Source organism: Pseudomonas sp. CFBP 5748, assembly GCF_053850495.1.
In genome coordinates, this window is record NZ_JBSPTN010000004.1 from 221,404 (window position 1) to 237,952 (window position 16,549).

General features: G+C 60.8%; 15 protein-coding genes. 6 read left to right on the top strand and 9 right to left on the bottom strand.

The genetic code is table 11. The features are described 5' to 3' along the window. Nucleotides 1–235: 235 nt before the first annotated feature. Nucleotides 236–2,245: a DNA helicase Rep gene (gene rep / locus ACWNZ1_RS11070; protein WP_135847756.1), complete on the top strand. Its 2,010-nt coding sequence runs from the start codon at nt 236–238 to the stop codon at nt 2,243–2,245. Nucleotides 2,246–2,303: 58 nt separating this feature from the next. Then, nucleotides 2,304–2,876, top strand: a complete 573-nt coding sequence (locus tag ACWNZ1_RS11075; protein ID WP_135847757.1) for a xanthine phosphoribosyltransferase — start codon at nt 2,304–2,306, stop codon at nt 2,874–2,876. Nucleotides 2,877–2,986: 110 nt separating this feature from the next. Here the strand turns inward: ACWNZ1_RS11075 and ACWNZ1_RS11080 are convergent, their stop codons facing one another. From ACWNZ1_RS11080 to dadA, 6 genes are all read right to left on the bottom strand, one after another. Continuing rightward, nucleotides 2,987–4,909 (bottom strand): acetyl-CoA hydrolase/transferase C-terminal domain-containing protein, encoded by a 1,923-nt coding sequence (locus ACWNZ1_RS11080; RefSeq protein WP_456027629.1) that lies wholly within the window; start codon nt 4,907–4,909, stop codon nt 2,987–2,989. A 137-nt stretch (nt 4,910–5,046) separates the two neighbouring features. Continuing rightward, complete coding sequence (locus ACWNZ1_RS11085; protein ID WP_135848083.1) at nt 5,047–5,457, bottom strand: c-type cytochrome; 411 nt, start codon at nt 5,455–5,457, stop codon at nt 5,047–5,049. 183 nt (nt 5,458–5,640) lie between these two features. Then, nucleotides 5,641–6,189, bottom strand: a complete 549-nt coding sequence (locus ACWNZ1_RS11090; RefSeq protein ID WP_135847759.1) for a cupin domain-containing protein — start codon at nt 6,187–6,189, stop codon at nt 5,641–5,643. 128 nt (nt 6,190–6,317) lie between these two features. After that, nucleotides 6,318–7,391: an alanine racemase gene (gene alr / locus ACWNZ1_RS11095; protein WP_256453916.1), complete on the bottom strand. Its 1,074-nt coding sequence runs from the start codon at nt 7,389–7,391 to the stop codon at nt 6,318–6,320. Nucleotides 7,392–7,488: 97 nt separating this feature from the next. Then, on the bottom strand, nt 7,489–7,842 hold the full coding sequence (locus tag ACWNZ1_RS11100) for a RidA family protein (protein ID WP_210642008.1): 354 nt from the start codon (nt 7,840–7,842) through the stop codon (nt 7,489–7,491). Next, nucleotides 7,814–9,118: a D-amino acid dehydrogenase gene (dadA, locus tag ACWNZ1_RS11105; RefSeq protein ID WP_256453917.1), complete on the bottom strand. Its 1,305-nt coding sequence runs from the start codon at nt 9,116–9,118 to the stop codon at nt 7,814–7,816. Before dadA ends, ACWNZ1_RS11100 begins: the two co-directional genes overlap by 29 nt. Before the next feature lie 155 nt (nt 9,119–9,273). Between dadA and ACWNZ1_RS11110 the strand changes: the two genes are divergently transcribed. Then, nucleotides 9,274–9,762: an Lrp/AsnC ligand binding domain-containing protein gene (locus ACWNZ1_RS11110; RefSeq protein ID WP_003206849.1), complete on the top strand. Its 489-nt coding sequence runs from the start codon at nt 9,274–9,276 to the stop codon at nt 9,760–9,762. A gap of 13 nt (nt 9,763–9,775) precedes the next feature. Here the strand turns inward: ACWNZ1_RS11110 and ACWNZ1_RS11115 are convergent, their stop codons facing one another. Further along, complete coding sequence (locus tag ACWNZ1_RS11115) at nt 9,776–10,129, bottom strand: YkgJ family cysteine cluster protein (RefSeq protein WP_018602566.1); 354 nt, start codon at nt 10,127–10,129, stop codon at nt 9,776–9,778. Between the two features lie 146 nt (nt 10,130–10,275). Here ACWNZ1_RS11115 and ACWNZ1_RS11120 point away from each other — a divergent pair, with 146 nt between their 5' ends. After that, nucleotides 10,276–11,589 carry an NAD(P)/FAD-dependent oxidoreductase gene (locus tag ACWNZ1_RS11120; protein WP_135847763.1) on the top strand — a complete coding sequence of 438 codons (1,314 nt, stop codon included), beginning with the start codon at nt 10,276–10,278 and terminating at the stop codon, nt 11,587–11,589. A 165-nt stretch (nt 11,590–11,754) separates the two neighbouring features. Here the strand turns inward: ACWNZ1_RS11120 and ACWNZ1_RS11125 are convergent, their stop codons facing one another. Continuing rightward, complete coding sequence (locus ACWNZ1_RS11125; protein WP_135847764.1) at nt 11,755–12,000, bottom strand: DUF1127 domain-containing protein; 246 nt, start codon at nt 11,998–12,000, stop codon at nt 11,755–11,757. Nucleotides 12,001–12,179: 179 nt separating this feature from the next. On the opposite strand from ACWNZ1_RS11125, the gene ACWNZ1_RS11130 reads away from it, so the two are divergent. Then, nucleotides 12,180–13,613 (top strand): aminotransferase-like domain-containing protein, encoded by a 1,434-nt coding sequence (locus ACWNZ1_RS11130; RefSeq protein ID WP_135847765.1) that lies wholly within the window; start codon nt 12,180–12,182, stop codon nt 13,611–13,613. Nucleotides 13,614–13,674: 61 nt separating this feature from the next. After that, nucleotides 13,675–15,240, top strand: a complete 1,566-nt coding sequence (locus ACWNZ1_RS11135) for a phospholipase D family protein (protein WP_135847766.1) — start codon at nt 13,675–13,677, stop codon at nt 15,238–15,240. 20 nt (nt 15,241–15,260) lie between these two features. Here the strand turns inward: ACWNZ1_RS11135 and ACWNZ1_RS11140 are convergent, their stop codons facing one another. Next, a complete protein-coding gene (locus ACWNZ1_RS11140; RefSeq protein WP_135847767.1) occupies nt 15,261–16,403 on the bottom strand; it encodes an MFS transporter in 1,143 nt (380 codons plus the stop codon). Between the last annotated feature and the right edge of the window lie 146 nt (nt 16,404–16,549).

The window sequence follows — 16,549 nt, forward strand, 5'->3', positions numbered from 1 at the left end:
TTATGACCTTGCCGATCGGCAATGACCAATGCCAATGGTTCTCAAACACTTGCTTTTGGCGGTTTTTTACACGCGAAATCGCACGTTAGACGCATGTGCGCCCGACATCCTGCGCGAAAGTGGGAAAAGCGGCAAATGACAATGATGTGTTACGTCACAAGTCGGACAGAGCAGCACAATTCTCTGAGCCTGTTAAAATGCCGGCCCATTTCGCAAACGACCCTCTGACCCTGTCATGTCCCGACTCAATCCCCGGCAGCAAGAAGCCGTGAACTATGTCGGCGGCCCTCTTTTGGTGCTCGCCGGTGCAGGCTCCGGCAAGACCAGTGTGATCACCCGCAAAATTGCGCACCTGATCCAGAATTGCGGCATCCGTGCCCAGTACATCGTCGCCATGACCTTTACCAACAAGGCCGCTCGAGAAATGAAAGAGCGGGTCGGCGGCCTGCTGCGCGCCGGCGAAGGTCGTGGCCTGACGGTCTGCACCTTCCACAACCTGGGCCTGAATATCATCCGCAAGGAACACGCCCGGCTAGGCTACAAACCGGGCTTCTCGATTTTCGACGAGACCGATGTCAAGGCCTTGATGACCGACATCATGCAAAAGGAGTATTCGGGCGACGACGGCGTGGATGAGATCAAGAACATGATCGGCGCCTGGAAAAACGACCTGATCCTGCCGCCCGAAGCCCTGGAAAACGCCCGTAACCCCAAGGAACAGACCGCAGCCATCGTCTACACCCACTATCAGCGCACGCTCAAGGCGTTCAACGCGGTGGACTTCGACGACCTGATCCTGCTGCCGGTCAAGCTGTTCCAGGACAACGCCGACATCCTTGAAAAATGGCAGAACAAGGTCCGCTACCTGCTGGTGGACGAATACCAGGACACCAACGCCAGCCAGTACCTGCTGGTGAAGCTGCTGATCGGCAAACGCAACCAGTTCACCGTGGTGGGCGACGATGACCAGTCGATCTATGCCTGGCGTGGCGCGCGGCCGGAAAACCTGATGCTGCTCAAGGAAGACTATCCGTCGCTCAAAGTGGTGATGCTGGAGCAGAACTACCGCTCCACCAGCCGCATCCTGCGCTGCGCCAACGTGCTGATTTCCAACAACCCCCACGAGTTCGAAAAGCAACTGTGGAGCGAGATGGGCCACGGAGATGAGATCCGCGTGATCCGCTGCCGCAACGAAGACGCCGAAGCCGAACGCGTGGCCATGGAAATACTCAGCCTGCACCTGCGCACCGACCGGCCGTACAGCGACTTCGCGATCCTGTATCGCGGCAACTACCAGGCCAAGCTGATCGAGCTGAAATTGCAGCATCACCAGATCCCCTATCGCCTGTCGGGGGGCAACAGCTTTTTCGGACGCCAGGAAGTGAAGGACCTGATGGCCTACTTCCGCCTGATCGTGAACCCGGACGACGACAACGCGTTCCTGCGGGTGATCAACGTCCCGCGCCGGGAAATCGGCTCGACCACCCTGGAAAAACTCGGCAACTACGCCACCGAGCGCAAGATCTCGATGTACGCCGCGACCGACGAAATCGGCCTGGGCGAGCACCTGGACAGCCGCTTCACCGATCGCCTGGCGCGCTTCAAGCGCTTCATGGACAAGGTGCGCGAGCAGTGCGCCGGCGAAGATCCGATCTCGGCACTGCGCAGCATGGTCATGGACATCGACTACGAGAACTGGTTGCGCACCAACAGCTCCAGCGACAAGGCCGCCGATTACCGCATGGGCAACGTCTGGTTCCTGATCGAGGCGTTGAAAAACACCCTGGAAAAAGACGAAGACGGCGACATGACGGTCGAGGACGCCATCGGCAAACTCGTGCTGCGGGACATGCTGGAACGCCAGCAGGAAGAGGAAGACGGCGCCGAAGGCGTGCAGATGATGACGCTTCACGCCTCCAAGGGCCTGGAATTTCCTTACGTGTTCATCATGGGCATGGAAGAAGAAATCCTCCCGCACCGCTCCAGCATCGAGGCCGACACCATCGAAGAAGAACGGCGCCTGGCCTACGTTGGCATTACCCGCGCCCGTCAGACGCTGGCCTTCACCTTCGCCGCCAAGCGCAAGCAATACGGCGAAGTGATCGACTGCGCCCCGAGCCGCTTTCTCGATGAGCTGCCGCCGGACGACCTGGCCTGGGAAGGCAACGACGACACCCCGACCGAAGTCAAAGCCGTGCGCGGCAACAGTGCCCTGGCCGATATACGAGCGATGCTAAAGCGCTAGAATCGACTACTTTTTTCATCGACTTCAAGGCGCTGAAAGCGTCATTAGAGGAGGCTTCATGGAAGCCCTGCAGCAGAAAATTCGTGAACAAGGCATCGTGCTGTCCGACCAGGTCCTCAAGGTCGACGCGTTCCTGAACCACCAGATCGACCCGCAGTTGATGAAGTTGATCGGCGATGAATTTGCCGCGCTGTTCAAGGATTCGGGCATCACCAAAATCGTCACCATCGAAGCCTCGGGCATTGCCCCGGCGATCATGACCGGCCTGAACCTCGGCGTACCGGTCATTTTCGCCCGCAAGCAACAGTCCCTGACCCTGACGGAAAACCTGCTGTCGGCGACCGTGTATTCGTTCACCAAGAAAACCGAAAGCACCGTGGCCATCAGCCCACGTCACCTGACCAGCAGCGACCGGGTGCTGATCATTGATGACTTTTTGGCCAATGGCAAAGCCTCCCAGGCGCTGATCTCCATCATCAAGCAGGCCGGCGCCACCGTGGCAGGCCTGGGAATCGTGATCGAGAAGTCGTTTCAGGGCGGTCGTGCGGAACTGGATGCCCAGGGCTATCGCGTCGAATCGTTGGCTCGGGTGCAGTCGCTGGCGGGTGGCGTCGTGACCTTTATCGACTGACCCTGTGGGAGCGGGCTTGCTCGCGAATGCGGTGTATCAGCCAGAAATATATCGACTGACACACCGCATTCGCGAGCAAGCCCGCTCCCACAATGGATCTGTGTCGATCATTAGATAGCAGTGGCCTTGAGCCCGGCGAGCAACAACCGCTGGCCCAGTTCCTCTTTCAGTCCCTCGGGGCTCGCCAACTGCATCCGCTCCAAATGCTCGGGAAACGCCGAAGGCTCCGGCGCATCCAGCGCCGCCTTGCCCAATTCCAGAATCTCAGTGAGCTTGAACTTGCTCTTGAGCCAGTTCAGCGCCCGCAACAGGTCCCGCTCTACCCCGTCGAAATCACAACCCAGCGGATACTCCGGAAACAGATTCGAATGCCGTGCCTGGATGGCCTGCAAACGCTCGGAAGTGTTGTCAGCGAACCGCGGATCGGGGCGGAAATCCCTGGGCAACTTGCCGGCCTTTTGCGCTTGCTCGATCAGTCCCGGCTGGAAACGTGAATCGCTGATGTTCAAGAGTGCTTCGATCACTGCGGCATCGGTCTTGCCGCGCAGGTCGGCGATGCCATATTCGGTCACCACGATGTCCCGCAGGTGCCGGGGAATCGTGCAATGGCCGTACTCCCAGACGATGTTCGAGCTGATCTCGCCCCCCGCCTCGCGCCAGCTACGCAACAGCAGAATCGAACGCCCGCCCTCCAGCGCATGGCCCTGGGCAACGAAGTTGTACTGCCCGCCCACGCCACTGAGTACCCGGCCGTCTTCCAATTGGTCGGCCACCCCTGCCCCCATCAGGGTCATGGTGAACACCGTGTTGATAAAGCGTGCATCGAGTCGCTGCAGGCGTTTGAGCTGCTCCTGGCCGTATAGCTCGTTGATGTAACTGATGCGGGTCATGTTGAATTCAACTCGGCGGCTCTGTGGCAACTCGCGCAAGCGCTCGTAAAAACTGCGCGGGCCGAGGAAGAACCCGCCATGTATACAGATGCCGTCCGGCTGCGCCGCCTCGTCGAGGGTGCCGGCGTTGGCCTGTTCCTGAGTCGGCTCGTCGGGGTAGACCTTGCGCCGGATGATCCCGGCATCCGCCAGCACCAGCAAACCGTTGACGAACATCTCACTGCAGCCGTACAGCCCTTTGACAAACGGCTCGACTCCGCCCTCGCGCTCGATCAGTTGCGCCCACTGGCTCAGGTTCAGGTCCGCCAGCAACGCCTGGTAGCCGGCGTTATCGGCCTGGCGCGCCAGCAGCGCCGCCGTCAACGCGTCGCCCATGGCACCGATGCCGATCTGCAGCGTCCCGCCGTCACGCACCAGGGTACTGGCGTGCAGGCCGATCAGATGATCCTGGAACCCCACCGGCATGTTCGGCGTGGAAAACAACGTGTGGCTGTCCTTCTCGTCGATCAGCAGGTCGAAAGCGTCGATGCCGATCTCCGCGTCCCCCGGCATGTAGGGCAAATCGCTGTGCACCTGGCCGACCAGGAGAATGGTCTCCCCGGCCGCGCGCCGCTTGGCGATCATCGGCAACAGGTCGAGGGTGATGTCCGGGTTGCAGCTCAGGCTCAGGCGATCGGGATGTTGCGGGTCGCTCGCCACCAGTTGCGCCACCAGGTTCAAGCCCGCAGCGTTGATGTCCCGGGCGGCGTGGCTGTAGTTGCTGCTGACATAATTCTGTTGAGCCGATGCACTGTGCAGCAGGCTGCCGGGCTGCATGAAAAACTGCTGGACGCGGATGTTGGCCGGCAGACTGTCGCGATGCAGGTCGGCGAGATAATCCAGTTCGGGGTAATCACCGAAGACCCGCTCGATAAAGGGCTCCAGGAAGCGCTTTTGCAAACCATCGCCCAGGTTCGGCCGGCCCAGGCTCAGGGCCGTGTAAATGGTCAGTTGGCGCTCGGGCAATTGCGCGATGCGTCGATACAGCGCGTTGGCAAACAGGTTGGGCTTGCCCAGCCCCAGGGGCATGCCAAGGTGAATATGCGCGGGCAGACGCTCGAGCACATCATCCACCGCCTGTTCGATTGAACACAACTGCACCATCCGACCCTCCAGGACATTCCATGAATGTGGGTTGGACCGAGCTTGCCGGGTCTTGGTTGCGATGACCAGCCCCTGGAAAAACACCAGGCACAAAAAAGCCGCTCGTAAGCGGCTTTTTTGTGAAGGATGCTGGCTCGTTACAGGCCGGACATCTCTTTGATGGCGCCCTTGAGTTCGTCATCCGAGCAATCGGCACAGGTACCTTTTGGCGGCATGGCGTTGACGCCGGTAATGGCCTTGGCCAGGATGCCGTCGAGACCGCCCTGGTGATCGGCGCGCTCTTTCCAGGCAGCCTTGTCACCGATTTTCGGAGCACCCAACAGGCCGGTGCCGTGGCAAGCATTGCAATGCTTTGCAATAACATCTTTCGGCGCCTTCGCACCGCCGCCGCCAGCCGAAGCTACGACTTCCATCCCCTTGCATTCCTTCCCCTGAACGCAGACCTGGCCGACCGGTTCAAGGCGCTTGGCGATTTCGTCGTTGGTCGCCGCTTGGGCACTGACTGCCCATAGGGCCAATACGGTTGCTGGTGCAGCCAGCATTTTCATAATTAGGTTCACGCGTACACCCTCAATGGTGGCTAGTCACGCCTGCGGCCACGGTTTGCAGGCGGGCGCAAGTATAGCGGTAAGGCCGTCACACGGGAACAACCCCAAAGACCTAAGGGTTTTGTTCGTCATGACAGCTCGACCTTCGGGCGCCTCCGCCAAATAGGCTCGGCGCCGCTTTTCTTAGAAATTGGCCGGCGTAGCTGCGCTGATCAGTCGCGCCGGCACATCGAACGGATTACGGAAACGGTGGGGCTTGGTGCTCTCGAAATAGTAGCTGTCGCCGGCTTCGAGCACGAAAGTTTCGACGCCGACCACCAACTCCAGCCGCCCCTCCACCAGAATCCCGGTTTCCTCGCCCTCATGGGTGAGCATCTCGTCACCGGTGTCGGCGCCAGGCGGATAGATTTCATTCAGGAAGGCAATCGCCCGGCTCGGGTGTGCCCTGCCCACCAGTTTCATGGTCACGGCGCCGTCGGAGATGTCGATCAGTTCGTTGGCTTTGTAGACGATCTGAGTCGGTTTCTCCTGAAGGATTTCTTCGGAGAAAAACTCGACCATGGACATGGGAATCCCGCCAAGGACCTTACGCAGCGAGCTGATCGAGGGGCTGACGCTGTTCTTCTCGATCATCGAAATAGTGCTGTTGGTGACGCCCGCGCGCTTGGCGAGTTCACGCTGGGAAAGGCCTTTGAGTTTACGAATGGATTGCAGTCGTTCACCGACGTCCAATGCTGGAGCCTCCAGGGAATCAGGTTGTGTGGAAAGTGACCGTTATCATGGCGACAGCGTTCAGTATTTACAACACTTTGACCCGAATCCTGTGCGGTGAAGCGACTTTCGGTAGGTGGCGCCTGGCGTCAGAGCCCGCAATAGAGCCGTGGCACCCGCCGCAGGTTGCAGAAAATCTGATAGGGAATCGTGTCAGCGGCCTTGGCCACGTCGCTGGCGAGGATGGTCTTGCCCCATAACTCCACCGTCGAACCGAGCCCGGCCTGGGGAATATCGGTCAAGTCGACGCACAGCATGTCCATCGACACCCGTCCGACCAGTTGGCTGCGCTGCCCGTCCACCAGCACCGGTGTGCCGCTGGGTGCCTGGCGTGGGTAGCCGTCGGCATACCCCATGGCGACCACCCCGACCCGGGTCGGTTGCGCGGTCACAAAACGAGCGCCGTAGCCCACCGGCTCGCCAGCGGGCAATTCACGCACGCAGATGATCTTCGATTCCAGGGTCATGACCGGCTGCAGGCGCGAGGCGACGGCATTGGGTTCCTCGAAGGGCGTTGCGCCATAGAGCATGATGCCCGGCCGCACCCAGTCGCTCGGCATCTGCGGCCAGCCCAACACGGCCGGGGAGTTGCGCAGGCTGATCTCCGCCACCAACCCCTGGCGGGCCGCCTCGAACACGGCCAGTTGTTGAATACTGCTGGGATCGTGCAGCTCATCAGCGCGGGCGAAGTGGCTCATCAGCACGATCTTCGCCACTTTGCCGCTGGCCAGCAGACGGCGATAGGCCGCCTGGTAATCCGCAGGATGCAGCCCGACTCGATGCATCCCCGAATCGAGCTTGAGCCAGACGGTGATCGGCTTGCTCAGCGTTGCGTTTTCAATTGCTTCGAGCTGCCACAACGAATGCACCACGCACCAGAAATCGTGCTCGACGATCAACGGCAACTCATCGGCCTCGAAAAAACCCTCCAGCAACAGGATTGGCCCACGAATCCCGCCGGCTCGCAGCTCCAGGGCCTCTTCAATGCACGCCACGGCAAACCCGTCCGCCGTGTCCTGCAAAGCCTCGGCGCACCGCACCGCGCCATGCCCATAGGCATCGGCCTTGACCACCGCGAGGGCCTTGGCCCCCGTGACTTCGCGGGCCAATTGGTAGTTGTGACGCAAGGCTTGAAGGTCGATCAGGGCACGGGCAGGACGCATGGCGGCGGGCTTCTAGGCGGTCATGAATAAAAAACCGGCGCGGGCTGAAGGCATGAACCACCAACAGCGCCGGAAGAGGGATTCGTTTTGACGGGGATTAAGGCAGCGCAGCCACAACCGACAGCTCCACCAGAATCTCCGGCTCGCACAGCTTGGCCTCCACGGTGGCACGGGCCGGGGCGACGCCTTTGGGCAGCCATTTGTCCCAGATCGCATTCATGCCTTCGAAGTGGGCCTCAATATCTTTCAGATAGATCGTCACCGACAGCAGACGGTTCTTGTCGGTCCCGGCCAAGTCCAGCAAGCGCTCGATATTGGCCAGGGTTTCGCGGGTCTGCTGCTCGATACCGGCGCTCATGTCGTCGCCGACCTGTCCCGCCAGGTAAACGGTGCCGTTGTGCACGACAACCTGGCTCATGCGGTCATTGGTGAGCTGGCGCTGGATTGACATGTTTTGCAGACTCCTGGTGTTTGCTGCCATAACGGGAAATATCGAGGCCTTCGGCGCTGATCTGCGGCTTTTTCTTCGCCATCAGGTCCGCCAGCAAGCGACCGGAACCACAAGCCATGGTCCAGCCCAGCGTGCCGTGGCCGGTATTCAGAAACAAATTCTTGAACGGTGTAGCACCCACGATTGGCGTGCCGTCGGGGGTGGTCGGACGCAACCCGGTCCAGAAACTGGCCTGGGCCAGGTCGCCGCCCAGAGGATAAAGGTCGTTGACGATCATCTCCAGGGTTTCACGTCGACGCGGGTTGAGGGACAGGTCAAATCCGGCGATTTCTGCCATGCCGCCCACACGAATGCGGTTGTCGAACCGGGTGATCGCGACTTTGTAGGTTTCGTCGAGAATGGTCGAGGTCGGCGCCATCGCCGGGTTGGTGATCGGCACGGTCAGGGAATAGCCCTTGAGCGGATACACCGGCGCGCGAATCCCCAGCGGCTTGAGCAGTTGCGGCGAGTAACTGCCCAGGGCCAGGACGTAGCGGTCGGCGGTTTCCAGCTTGCCGTCGATCCAGACGCCGTTGATCCGGTCGCCGGCGTAGTCCAGGCGCTGGATATCCTGGCCGAAGCGGAATTGCACACCGAGTTTCTCGGCCATTTCCGCCAAACGCGTGGTAAACATCTGACAGTCGCCGGTCTGGTCGTTGGGCAGACGCAGGGCACCCGCCAGGATGTCGGTGACATTGGCCAGGGCCGGTTCGACTCGGGCAATACCCTCGCGGTCGAGCACTTCGAACGGCACGCCGGACTCTTTCAGCACCGCAATGTCCTTTGCCGCGCCATCGAGCTGTGCCTGGGTGCGGAACAGTTGTGTAGTCCCCAGGCTACGACCTTCGTAGGCAATGCCGGTTTCAGCGCGCAACTCATCGAGACAGTCACGGCTGTACTCGGACAGGCGCACCATGCGCTCTTTGTTGATGGCATAGCGGCTGGCGGTGCAGTTGCGCAGCATCTGCGCCATCCACAGGTACTGGTCGATGTCGGCGGTGGCCTTGATGGCCAGCGGAGCGTGGCGCTGCAACAGCCACTTGATGGCCTTGAGCGGCACACCCGGCGCGGCCCACGGCGAGGCATAACCCGGCGACACCTGGCCGGCGTTGGCGAAACTGGTCTCCATGGCAGGCGCCGGTTGACGGTCGACCACCACCACTTCAAACCCGGCCCGGGCCAGATAGTAAGCACTGACGGTACCGATGACGCCGCTACCCAATACCAGAACGCGCATGTTGATGCCCTCATCGCGGATAACCGCTGACGTTTGTTATACAAAGCTTTGATGCGCGCAGTGTAAAAAAGATTAGCCAGTGCTTTTCACTATATAAATGCCTATATTTGGCGAGAATTCTCGGCAATAACCCTTTTTACGGAGGTGCATCCCCTGTGCGTACCAACACCCAGACCAAACGCGAACTGGACAAGATCGACCGCAACATCCTGCGCATCCTCCAGGCGGACGGGCGGATCTCCTTCACCGAGCTGGGGGAAAAAGTCGGCCTCTCCACGACGCCCTGCACTGAGCGGGTGCGGCGCCTGGAGCGCGAGGGGATCATCATGGGCTACAACGCCCGGCTCAACCCGCAGCACTTGAAGGGTAGCCTGCTGGTGTTTGTCGAAATCAGCCTCGATTACAAATCCGGCGACACCTTTGAAGAGTTCCGACGCGCGGTGCTGAAATTGCCCCACGTGCTGGAATGTCATCTGGTGTCGGGGGATTTTGACTATCTGGTGAAAGCGCGGATTTCCGAGATGGCTTCGTATCGCAAGCTATTGGGCGACATTTTGCTCAAGCTGCCCCATGTGCGTGAATCCAAGAGCTACATCGTGATGGAAGAGGTGAAGGAGAGTTTGAACCTGCCGATTCCGGACTGAAGCAGCGTTTTACCTACACCAACACCTGCCGGGTGCTGGCCATGTATTCATGAATCTGCTTTTCGACCCGCGGATGGATCAACTCCACCGGCCGCCGCCCGTTGGGGCACGGCAGGGTCGCCGTGGTGCCGAACAGCCGGCAGATCAGCGGCCGCTCGTCGTAGACCGTGCAACCGTTCGGCCCCAGGTGCACGCAATCGAGTGCGTCCATGGCCGCGTCCTGTTCGGCGCGGGTCTTACGCGGCAAACGGGCCATTTCTTCGGGTGAGGTGGTCACCGGACCACAGCAGTCATGGCAACCCGGTACGCACTCGAACGAGGGAATCTGTTGGCGCAACGTGCGGATTTTTTGACTGTTGCAGCTCATCGAGGCGGTTACCGAGGTGGGACAGTTCGCGATTCTGCCCTAAAAGCCTTACTCCAGACAGGGCCAGCCGACCGGTGTTGCCCACAAATGAATCCACGGCTTATGCTCCGTAAAATTTCTCAAACACAACAATCAGGATTACGCACATGAACGCCCGTGTTCAGCAACCTGTCCCGAGCCACGCGCACGCCGCCTCTTATTACGCCGCCAGCAGCTTGCCGCAACCGGACCATCCGGTGCTGCAAGGCGAAGCGGTGGCGGACGTGTGCGTGGTCGGCGGCGGTTTTTCCGGGCTGAACACGGCGATCGAACTGGCCGAACGTGGCATGAGCGTCGTTTTGCTGGAAGCGCACAAGATTGGCTGGGGCGCCAGCGGGCGCAACGGCGGCCAGCTGATTCGCGGCGTCGGCCACGGCCTCGATCAATTCGCCCCGGTCATCGGTGCCGACGGCGTACGCCAGATGAAACTCATGGGCCTCGAAGCGGTGGAAATCGTCCGCCAACGTGTCGAGCGCTTTCAGATCCCCTGCGACCTCACCTGGGGCTACTGCGACCTGGCCAACAAACCCGGCGATCTGGAAGGCTTCGCCGAGGACGCCGAAGAATTGCGCAGCCTGGGTTATCGCCACCAGACCCGGCTACTGCAAGCCCATGAAATGCACAGCGTAGTGGGTTCGGATCGCTACGTGGGCGGCCTGATCGATATGGGCTCGGGCCATCTGCATCCGCTGAACCTGGCCCTGGGCGAAGCCGCCGCCGCGCAGCAACTGGGCGTCAGGCTGTTCGAGCAATCGGCGGTCACGCGCATCGAATATGGCCCTGAAGTGAAGGTCCATACTCAACAAGGTTCGGTCCGCGCCAAGACCCTGGTGCTGGGCTGCAACGCTTACCTCAGCGGGCTCAACCCGGAACTCAGCGGCAAAGTGTTACCGGCCGGCAGCTACATCATCGCCACCGAACCTTTGAGCGAGGCCCAGGCCCAGGCATTACTGCCGCAGAACATGGCGGTCTGTGATCAACGGGTGGCGCTGGATTACTACCGCCTTTCGGCGGATCGACGCTTATTGTTCGGCGGCGCTTGTCACTATTCGGGCCGCGACCCGCAAGACATTGGCGCCTACATGCGTCCGAAAATGCTCAAGGTCTTCCCGCAATTGGCGGATGTGAAAATCGATTATCAATGGGGCGGGATGATCGGCATCGGGGCCAACCGTTTGCCGCAGATCGGCAAGCTCAAGGACCAACCCAACGTGTATTACGCCCAGGCCTATTCCGGCCATGGGGTGAATGCCACGCACCTGGCCGGCAAGTTGTTGGCCGAAGCCATCAGCGGGCAACAGAGCGGCGGCTTTGACCTGTTCGCCCAGGTGCCGCACATGACCTTCCCGGGCGGGAAGCATCTGCGCTCGCCGCTGCTGGCGCTGGGGATGTTGTGGCATCGGTTGAAAGAGCTGGTTTGACCCCGTTGCAGGAGCTGCCGCAGGCTGCGATCTTTTGATTTTGATCTTTCGCTTCTGACTCAATGGGCAGCGGAAAGATCGCAGCCTCGTTGCACTCGACAGCTCCTACGGCCCAGTGGGAGCAAGCTCCCTCGCCACAGGTTCGGTGTTCAACGCCTAAGCCCTTCAAAGCCGCCAGAACGGTCTAAGCCCCTCCTCCCGCGCCTGCTCCCGGCTCAGCCCGATATCACGCAACTGTTCGGGTGTCAGCTCCAGCAAGGCTTTGCGTGTATGCAGGCGATGCCAGAACAGGCCCCAACGACCCAGGCAGGTCGGTGCATTGCGCGACATCGCGCTGCGCAACCCCTTCTCCTGCCCCGCCGCCAGTTCCTGACTGTGTAACGTCAGCCGCACATCGCTCAAGCCGTTCATTTTGATCGCTCCTGTTTACTTGGGTAGCCAGAGGTTTCATGATGCGCGGACGGCCAGAAGCAATACAGATTCAAACAGTATGTTTTATATACATACAGAGTGAGCCTTTTTGCGACTGAATCTTCTTTTTCTGACTCAACTGTATTGGTTGCCGTTGTCCAACTCATTGGGAGCACACCATGACCCTGTACGTGAACCTCGCCGAATTGCTCGGTACCCGCATCGAACAGGGCTTCTATCGCCCCGGTGACCGGCTGCCGTCGGTACGCGCGTTGAGCACGGAACATGGCGTCAGCCTCAGTACGGTGCAACAGGCTTACCGGGTGCTGGAGGACAGCGGGCTGGCGATGCCGAAACCCAAATCCGGCTATTTCGTACCGGCCAGCCGTGAACTGCCAGACCTGCCGGCAGTGGGCCGTCCAGCCCAGCGACCGGTGGATATCTCCCAATGGGACCAGGTGCTGGAACTGATACGCGCCGTACCTCGCAAGGATGTGGTGCAACTGGGGCGTGGCATGCCGGACATTCACTCGCCGACCATGAAACCGCTGCTGCGCAGCCTGGCGCAGATCAGCCGCCGGCAAGACATGCCCGGCCTGTATTACGACAACATCTACGGCAACCTCGCACTGCGCGAACAGATCGCCCGCCTGTCGCTGGACGCCGGCTGCCAACTGGACCCAGGCGACCTGATCGTCACCACCGGCTGTCACGAGGCGCTGTCTGTCAGCATCCGCGCCACCTGCGAGCAAGGCGATATCGTCGCGGTGGATTCGCCGAGCTTTCACGGGGCCATGCAAACCCTCAAGGGCCTGGGCATGAAGGCCCTGGAAATCCCTACCGATCCACTGACTGGCATCAGCCTGGAGGCACTGGAACTGGCGCTGGAGCAATGGCCCATCAAGGCCATACAGTTGACCCCCAGCTGCAATAACCCGTTGGGCTACATCATGCCCGACGCCAATAAACGCGCCTTGCTGACCCTGGCGCAACGCTTCGACGTGGCAATTATCGAAGACGATGTGTATGGGGAATTGGCCTACACCTACCCGCGCCCCCGCACCATCAAATCCTTCGACGAAGACGGCCGCGTCCTGCTCTGCAGTTCTTTTTCCAAGACCCTGGCACCGGGCCTGCGCATTGGCTGGGTTGCACCGGGGCGGTATCTGGAACGGGTACTGCACATGAAATACATCAGCACCGGCTCCACCGCGCCACAACCGCAGATTGCCATTGCCGAATTCCTCAAAGGCGGGCATTTCGAACCGCATTTGCGGCGGATGCGTACGCAATACCAGCGCAATCGCGACGTGATGATCGACTGGGTCAGCCGCTATTTCCCCCACGGCACCCGGGCCAGCCGACCACGAGGCAGTTTCATGCTGTGGGTCGAATTGCCTGAAGGTTTTGATACGCTGAAACTCAACCGGGTCCTGCTCGACCAGGGCGTACAGGTCGCCGTTGGCAGCATCTTTTCGGCGTCGGGCAAGTACCGCAATTGCCTGCGCGTGAACTACGCTGCCAAGCCAACGGCACAGATCGAAGAAGCCGTGCGCAAGGTCGGTGCCGCCGCCATCGCGCTGTTGAACGAAACCCAGCGCGACGCCGTCTGAACTGTACACAGGGAAGCAACACTCAACCGCCGAACAATGCAAACCAGCGGAACGATCCTACGTGAGATCCAGACCGATCCTGCATGTGCTTCTGTTAGTCGCCTCACTACTGGGCGGCTGCGCAAGCTTTGATGTCACCCGCGAACCCTCCCAAGCGTTACCGGCCTCCGAATCGTCCTTCGGCCGCTCGGTCCAGACCCAGGCCGCGCCCCATGAAGGCCAGTCGGGGTTTCGCCTGCTTTCAGACAGCACCGATGCCTTTACGGCCCGGGCCGAGCTGATTCGCAACGCCCAAAGCAGCCTGGATTTGCAGTACTACATTGTTCACGACGGCATCAGCACGCGGATGCTGGTGGATGAATTGCTCAAGGCTGCAGACCGGGGGGTGCGCGTACGGATCCTGCTGGACGACACCACCAGCGATGGCCAGGACCAAATCATCGCGACCCTCGCCGCTCACCCAAGGATCCAGATCCGCCTGTTCAACCCCCTGCACCTGGGGCGCGCCACCGGCGTGACCCGCAGTCTTGGGCGCCTGCTCAACCTGTCACAGCAGCATCGCCGCATGCACAACAAGCTCTGGCTGGCGGACAACAGCATGGCCATCGTCGGCGGCCGCAACCTGGGGGATGAATATTTCGACGCCGAACCGAACCTGAACTTCACCGACATCGATCTGCTCAGCGTCGGGCCGGTGGCCGAGCAACTGGGGCACAGCTTCGACCAGTACTGGAACAGTGCCCTGAGCAAACCCATCGAGCAATTCCTGTCCCATCGCCCCACCCCCAAGGACCTGGCCAACAGCCGCCTGCGCCTGCAAGAGTCCATGGAGCAGACGCACAAAGAGAATCACGCGCTCTATCAGCAGTTGACCCGCTACAAGACCGAGCCGCGCCTCGATAGCTGGCGCAGTCAACTGGTCTGGGCCTGGAACCAGGCACTGTGGGACGCCCCCAGCAAGGTACTGGCCAACGACGAGCCGGATCCGCAGCTGTTGCTGACCACGCAACTGGCCCCGGAACTGACCGGCGTCAGCCATGAATTGATCATGATTTCGGCCTATTTCGTTCCCGGCCAGACAGGCTTGGTGTACCTGACCGGCCGCGCCGATGCCGGGGTGTCGGTAAGCCTTTTGACCAATGCCCTGGAAGCCACCGACGTACCAGCCGTGCATGGCGGTTATGCACCCTATCGCAGGGCGCTGCTGGAACATGGCGTACGCCTGTACGAGCTTCGCCGACAACCGGGCGATACAGACAGCAGTCCTCACCTGTTCTACAGCAAGTCCTACGGCGAATCGGACTCCAGCCTGCACAGCAAGGCGATCATTTTCGACCGGCAGAAGTCATTCATTGGCTCGTTCAATTTCGACCCGCGTTCAGTGCTGTGGAACACCGAAGTCGGCGTATTGGTGGACAGCCCGGAACTCGCCGGCCAAGTGCGTGAACTGGCGTTACAAGGCATGGCGCCAGCCCTGAGTTATCAGGCCCGGCTGAAAGATGGAAAGATGGTGTGGACCACCGAAGACAACGGCCAACTGCACGATCTGGACCGCGAGCCGGGCAGTTGGTGGCGCCGGTTCAATGCCTGGTTCTCCACAACCGTCGGGCTAGAACGGATGTTGTAGGTCTGCCCCCTTTGGTGTGTTCAAGCCGCTTGGGTGGCCCCAAATGCCCCCTGGCGCAACAACAGAATCACCAACCCAAACGCCCCCGCCGCCATGAACAACGGCAGCGCATGCCCACTGACCCATTGACTGCCCGCGCCCGCTGCCAACGGGCCGACCAGGCAGCCGATCCCCCACAGCTGTGCAATATGGGCATTGGCCCGTACCAGCGCATCGTCGCGATAACGCTCGCCGATCAGGATCAACGACAAGGTAAACAAACCACCCGCGCTGGCACCGAACAGCACCCACAGCGGCCAGATCAACAGGGTATCGATCAGCAGCGGAACCGCGAGGCTCGACAACGTCAGCGCCACCGCGCAGCCGGTGAACAACGACCGGCGCGACAGGCGATCGGCCAGGGCGCCGATGGGCAACTGCAACAAGGCATCACCGACCACCACGGTGCTGACCATCGCCAGGGCAATGTCGGCGCTAAAGCCCTGGCGCAGGCAATAAACCGGCAGCAAGGTCAGGATCATCGCCTCGAACGCGGCGAACAACGACACAGCCCAGGCGATTGCCGGCAAACCTCGGCAGAACGCCCACAGATCCCCGAACGTCACGCTGCTGGCCTCGCTGCTTGGCGCACCGCTGCGCCCCAGCAACAGCAAGGGCGCGATCAATAACAGACCGACGCCCACCCAGAACCCGTAATCGTGATCAGTGCCCAGCGCGCCGAGCAACAACGGGCCGGACAACTGGCTCAGCGCGTAACTGCTGCCGTATAGCGCCACCAGCCGCCCGCGCCACTTTTCAATGACCAGTTGGTTGATCCAGCTTTCGCCAAGAATGAACACCAAGGTCAGGACCACGCCAATCACCAGGCGCAGCACCAACCAGACCGGATAACTGGGCAGCAGTGCCAGCAACCCGATAGACAACGCCCCGCCCCACAGGCACAGGCGCATCAACGTCGCCGTGCCGAACCGAGCCGCCAGCCGACTCGACACCTTGGCGCCGAGCAATACCCCAACGGCCGGCATGGCGGCCATCACGCCAATGGCAAACGAACCATAGCCCCAGCCTTCCAGACGCAGCGACACCAGCGGCATGCTCACGCCCAGGGCCAGGCCGACGCTCAGGACAGAGGCCAATACGGCGAAATAGGTCGCCCAACGCATTTCCACGCTCCTGTGGACAGTGATGTTTCAAGCGCTATGCAAAACAAATGTGGGAGCGAGCTTGCTCGCGATGACGGCGCAACATTCAACAAAGTCGTCGACTGCTATACCGCTATCGCGAGCAAGCTCGCTCCCACAGGGGATCA

Bases quoted from the DNA above. Each gene is read 5' to 3' on its own strand.
- rep (WP_135847756.1), top strand. From the start codon at position 236: ATGTCCCGACTCAATCCCCGGCAGCAAGAAGCCGTGAACTATGTCGGC.
- ACWNZ1_RS11075 (WP_135847757.1), top strand. From the start codon at position 2,304: ATGGAAGCCCTGCAGCAGAAAATTCGTGAACAAGGCATCGTGCTGTCC.
- ACWNZ1_RS11080 (WP_456027629.1), bottom strand. From the start codon at position 4,909: ATGGTGCAGTTGTGTTCAATCGAACAGGCGGTGGATGATGTGCTCGAG.
- ACWNZ1_RS11085 (WP_135848083.1), bottom strand. From the start codon at position 5,457: ATGAAAATGCTGGCTGCACCAGCAACCGTATTGGCCCTATGGGCAGTC.
- alr (WP_256453916.1), bottom strand. From the start codon at position 7,391: ATGCGTCCTGCCCGTGCCCTGATCGACCTTCAAGCCTTGCGTCACAAC.
- ACWNZ1_RS11100 (WP_210642008.1), bottom strand. From the start codon at position 7,842: ATGTCAATCCAGCGCCAGCTCACCAATGACCGCATGAGCCAGGTTGTC.
- dadA (WP_256453917.1), bottom strand. From the start codon at position 9,118: ATGCGCGTTCTGGTATTGGGTAGCGGCGTCATCGGTACCGTCAGTGCT.
- ACWNZ1_RS11115 (WP_018602566.1), bottom strand. From the start codon at position 10,129: ATGAGCTGCAACAGTCAAAAAATCCGCACGTTGCGCCAACAGATTCCC.
- ACWNZ1_RS11120 (WP_135847763.1), top strand. From the start codon at position 10,276: ATGAACGCCCGTGTTCAGCAACCTGTCCCGAGCCACGCGCACGCCGCC.
- ACWNZ1_RS11125 (WP_135847764.1), bottom strand. From the start codon at position 12,000: ATGAACGGCTTGAGCGATGTGCGGCTGACGTTACACAGTCAGGAACTG.
- ACWNZ1_RS11130 (WP_135847765.1), top strand. From the start codon at position 12,180: ATGACCCTGTACGTGAACCTCGCCGAATTGCTCGGTACCCGCATCGAA.
- ACWNZ1_RS11140 (WP_135847767.1), bottom strand. From the start codon at position 16,403: ATGCGTTGGGCGACCTATTTCGCCGTATTGGCCTCTGTCCTGAGCGTC.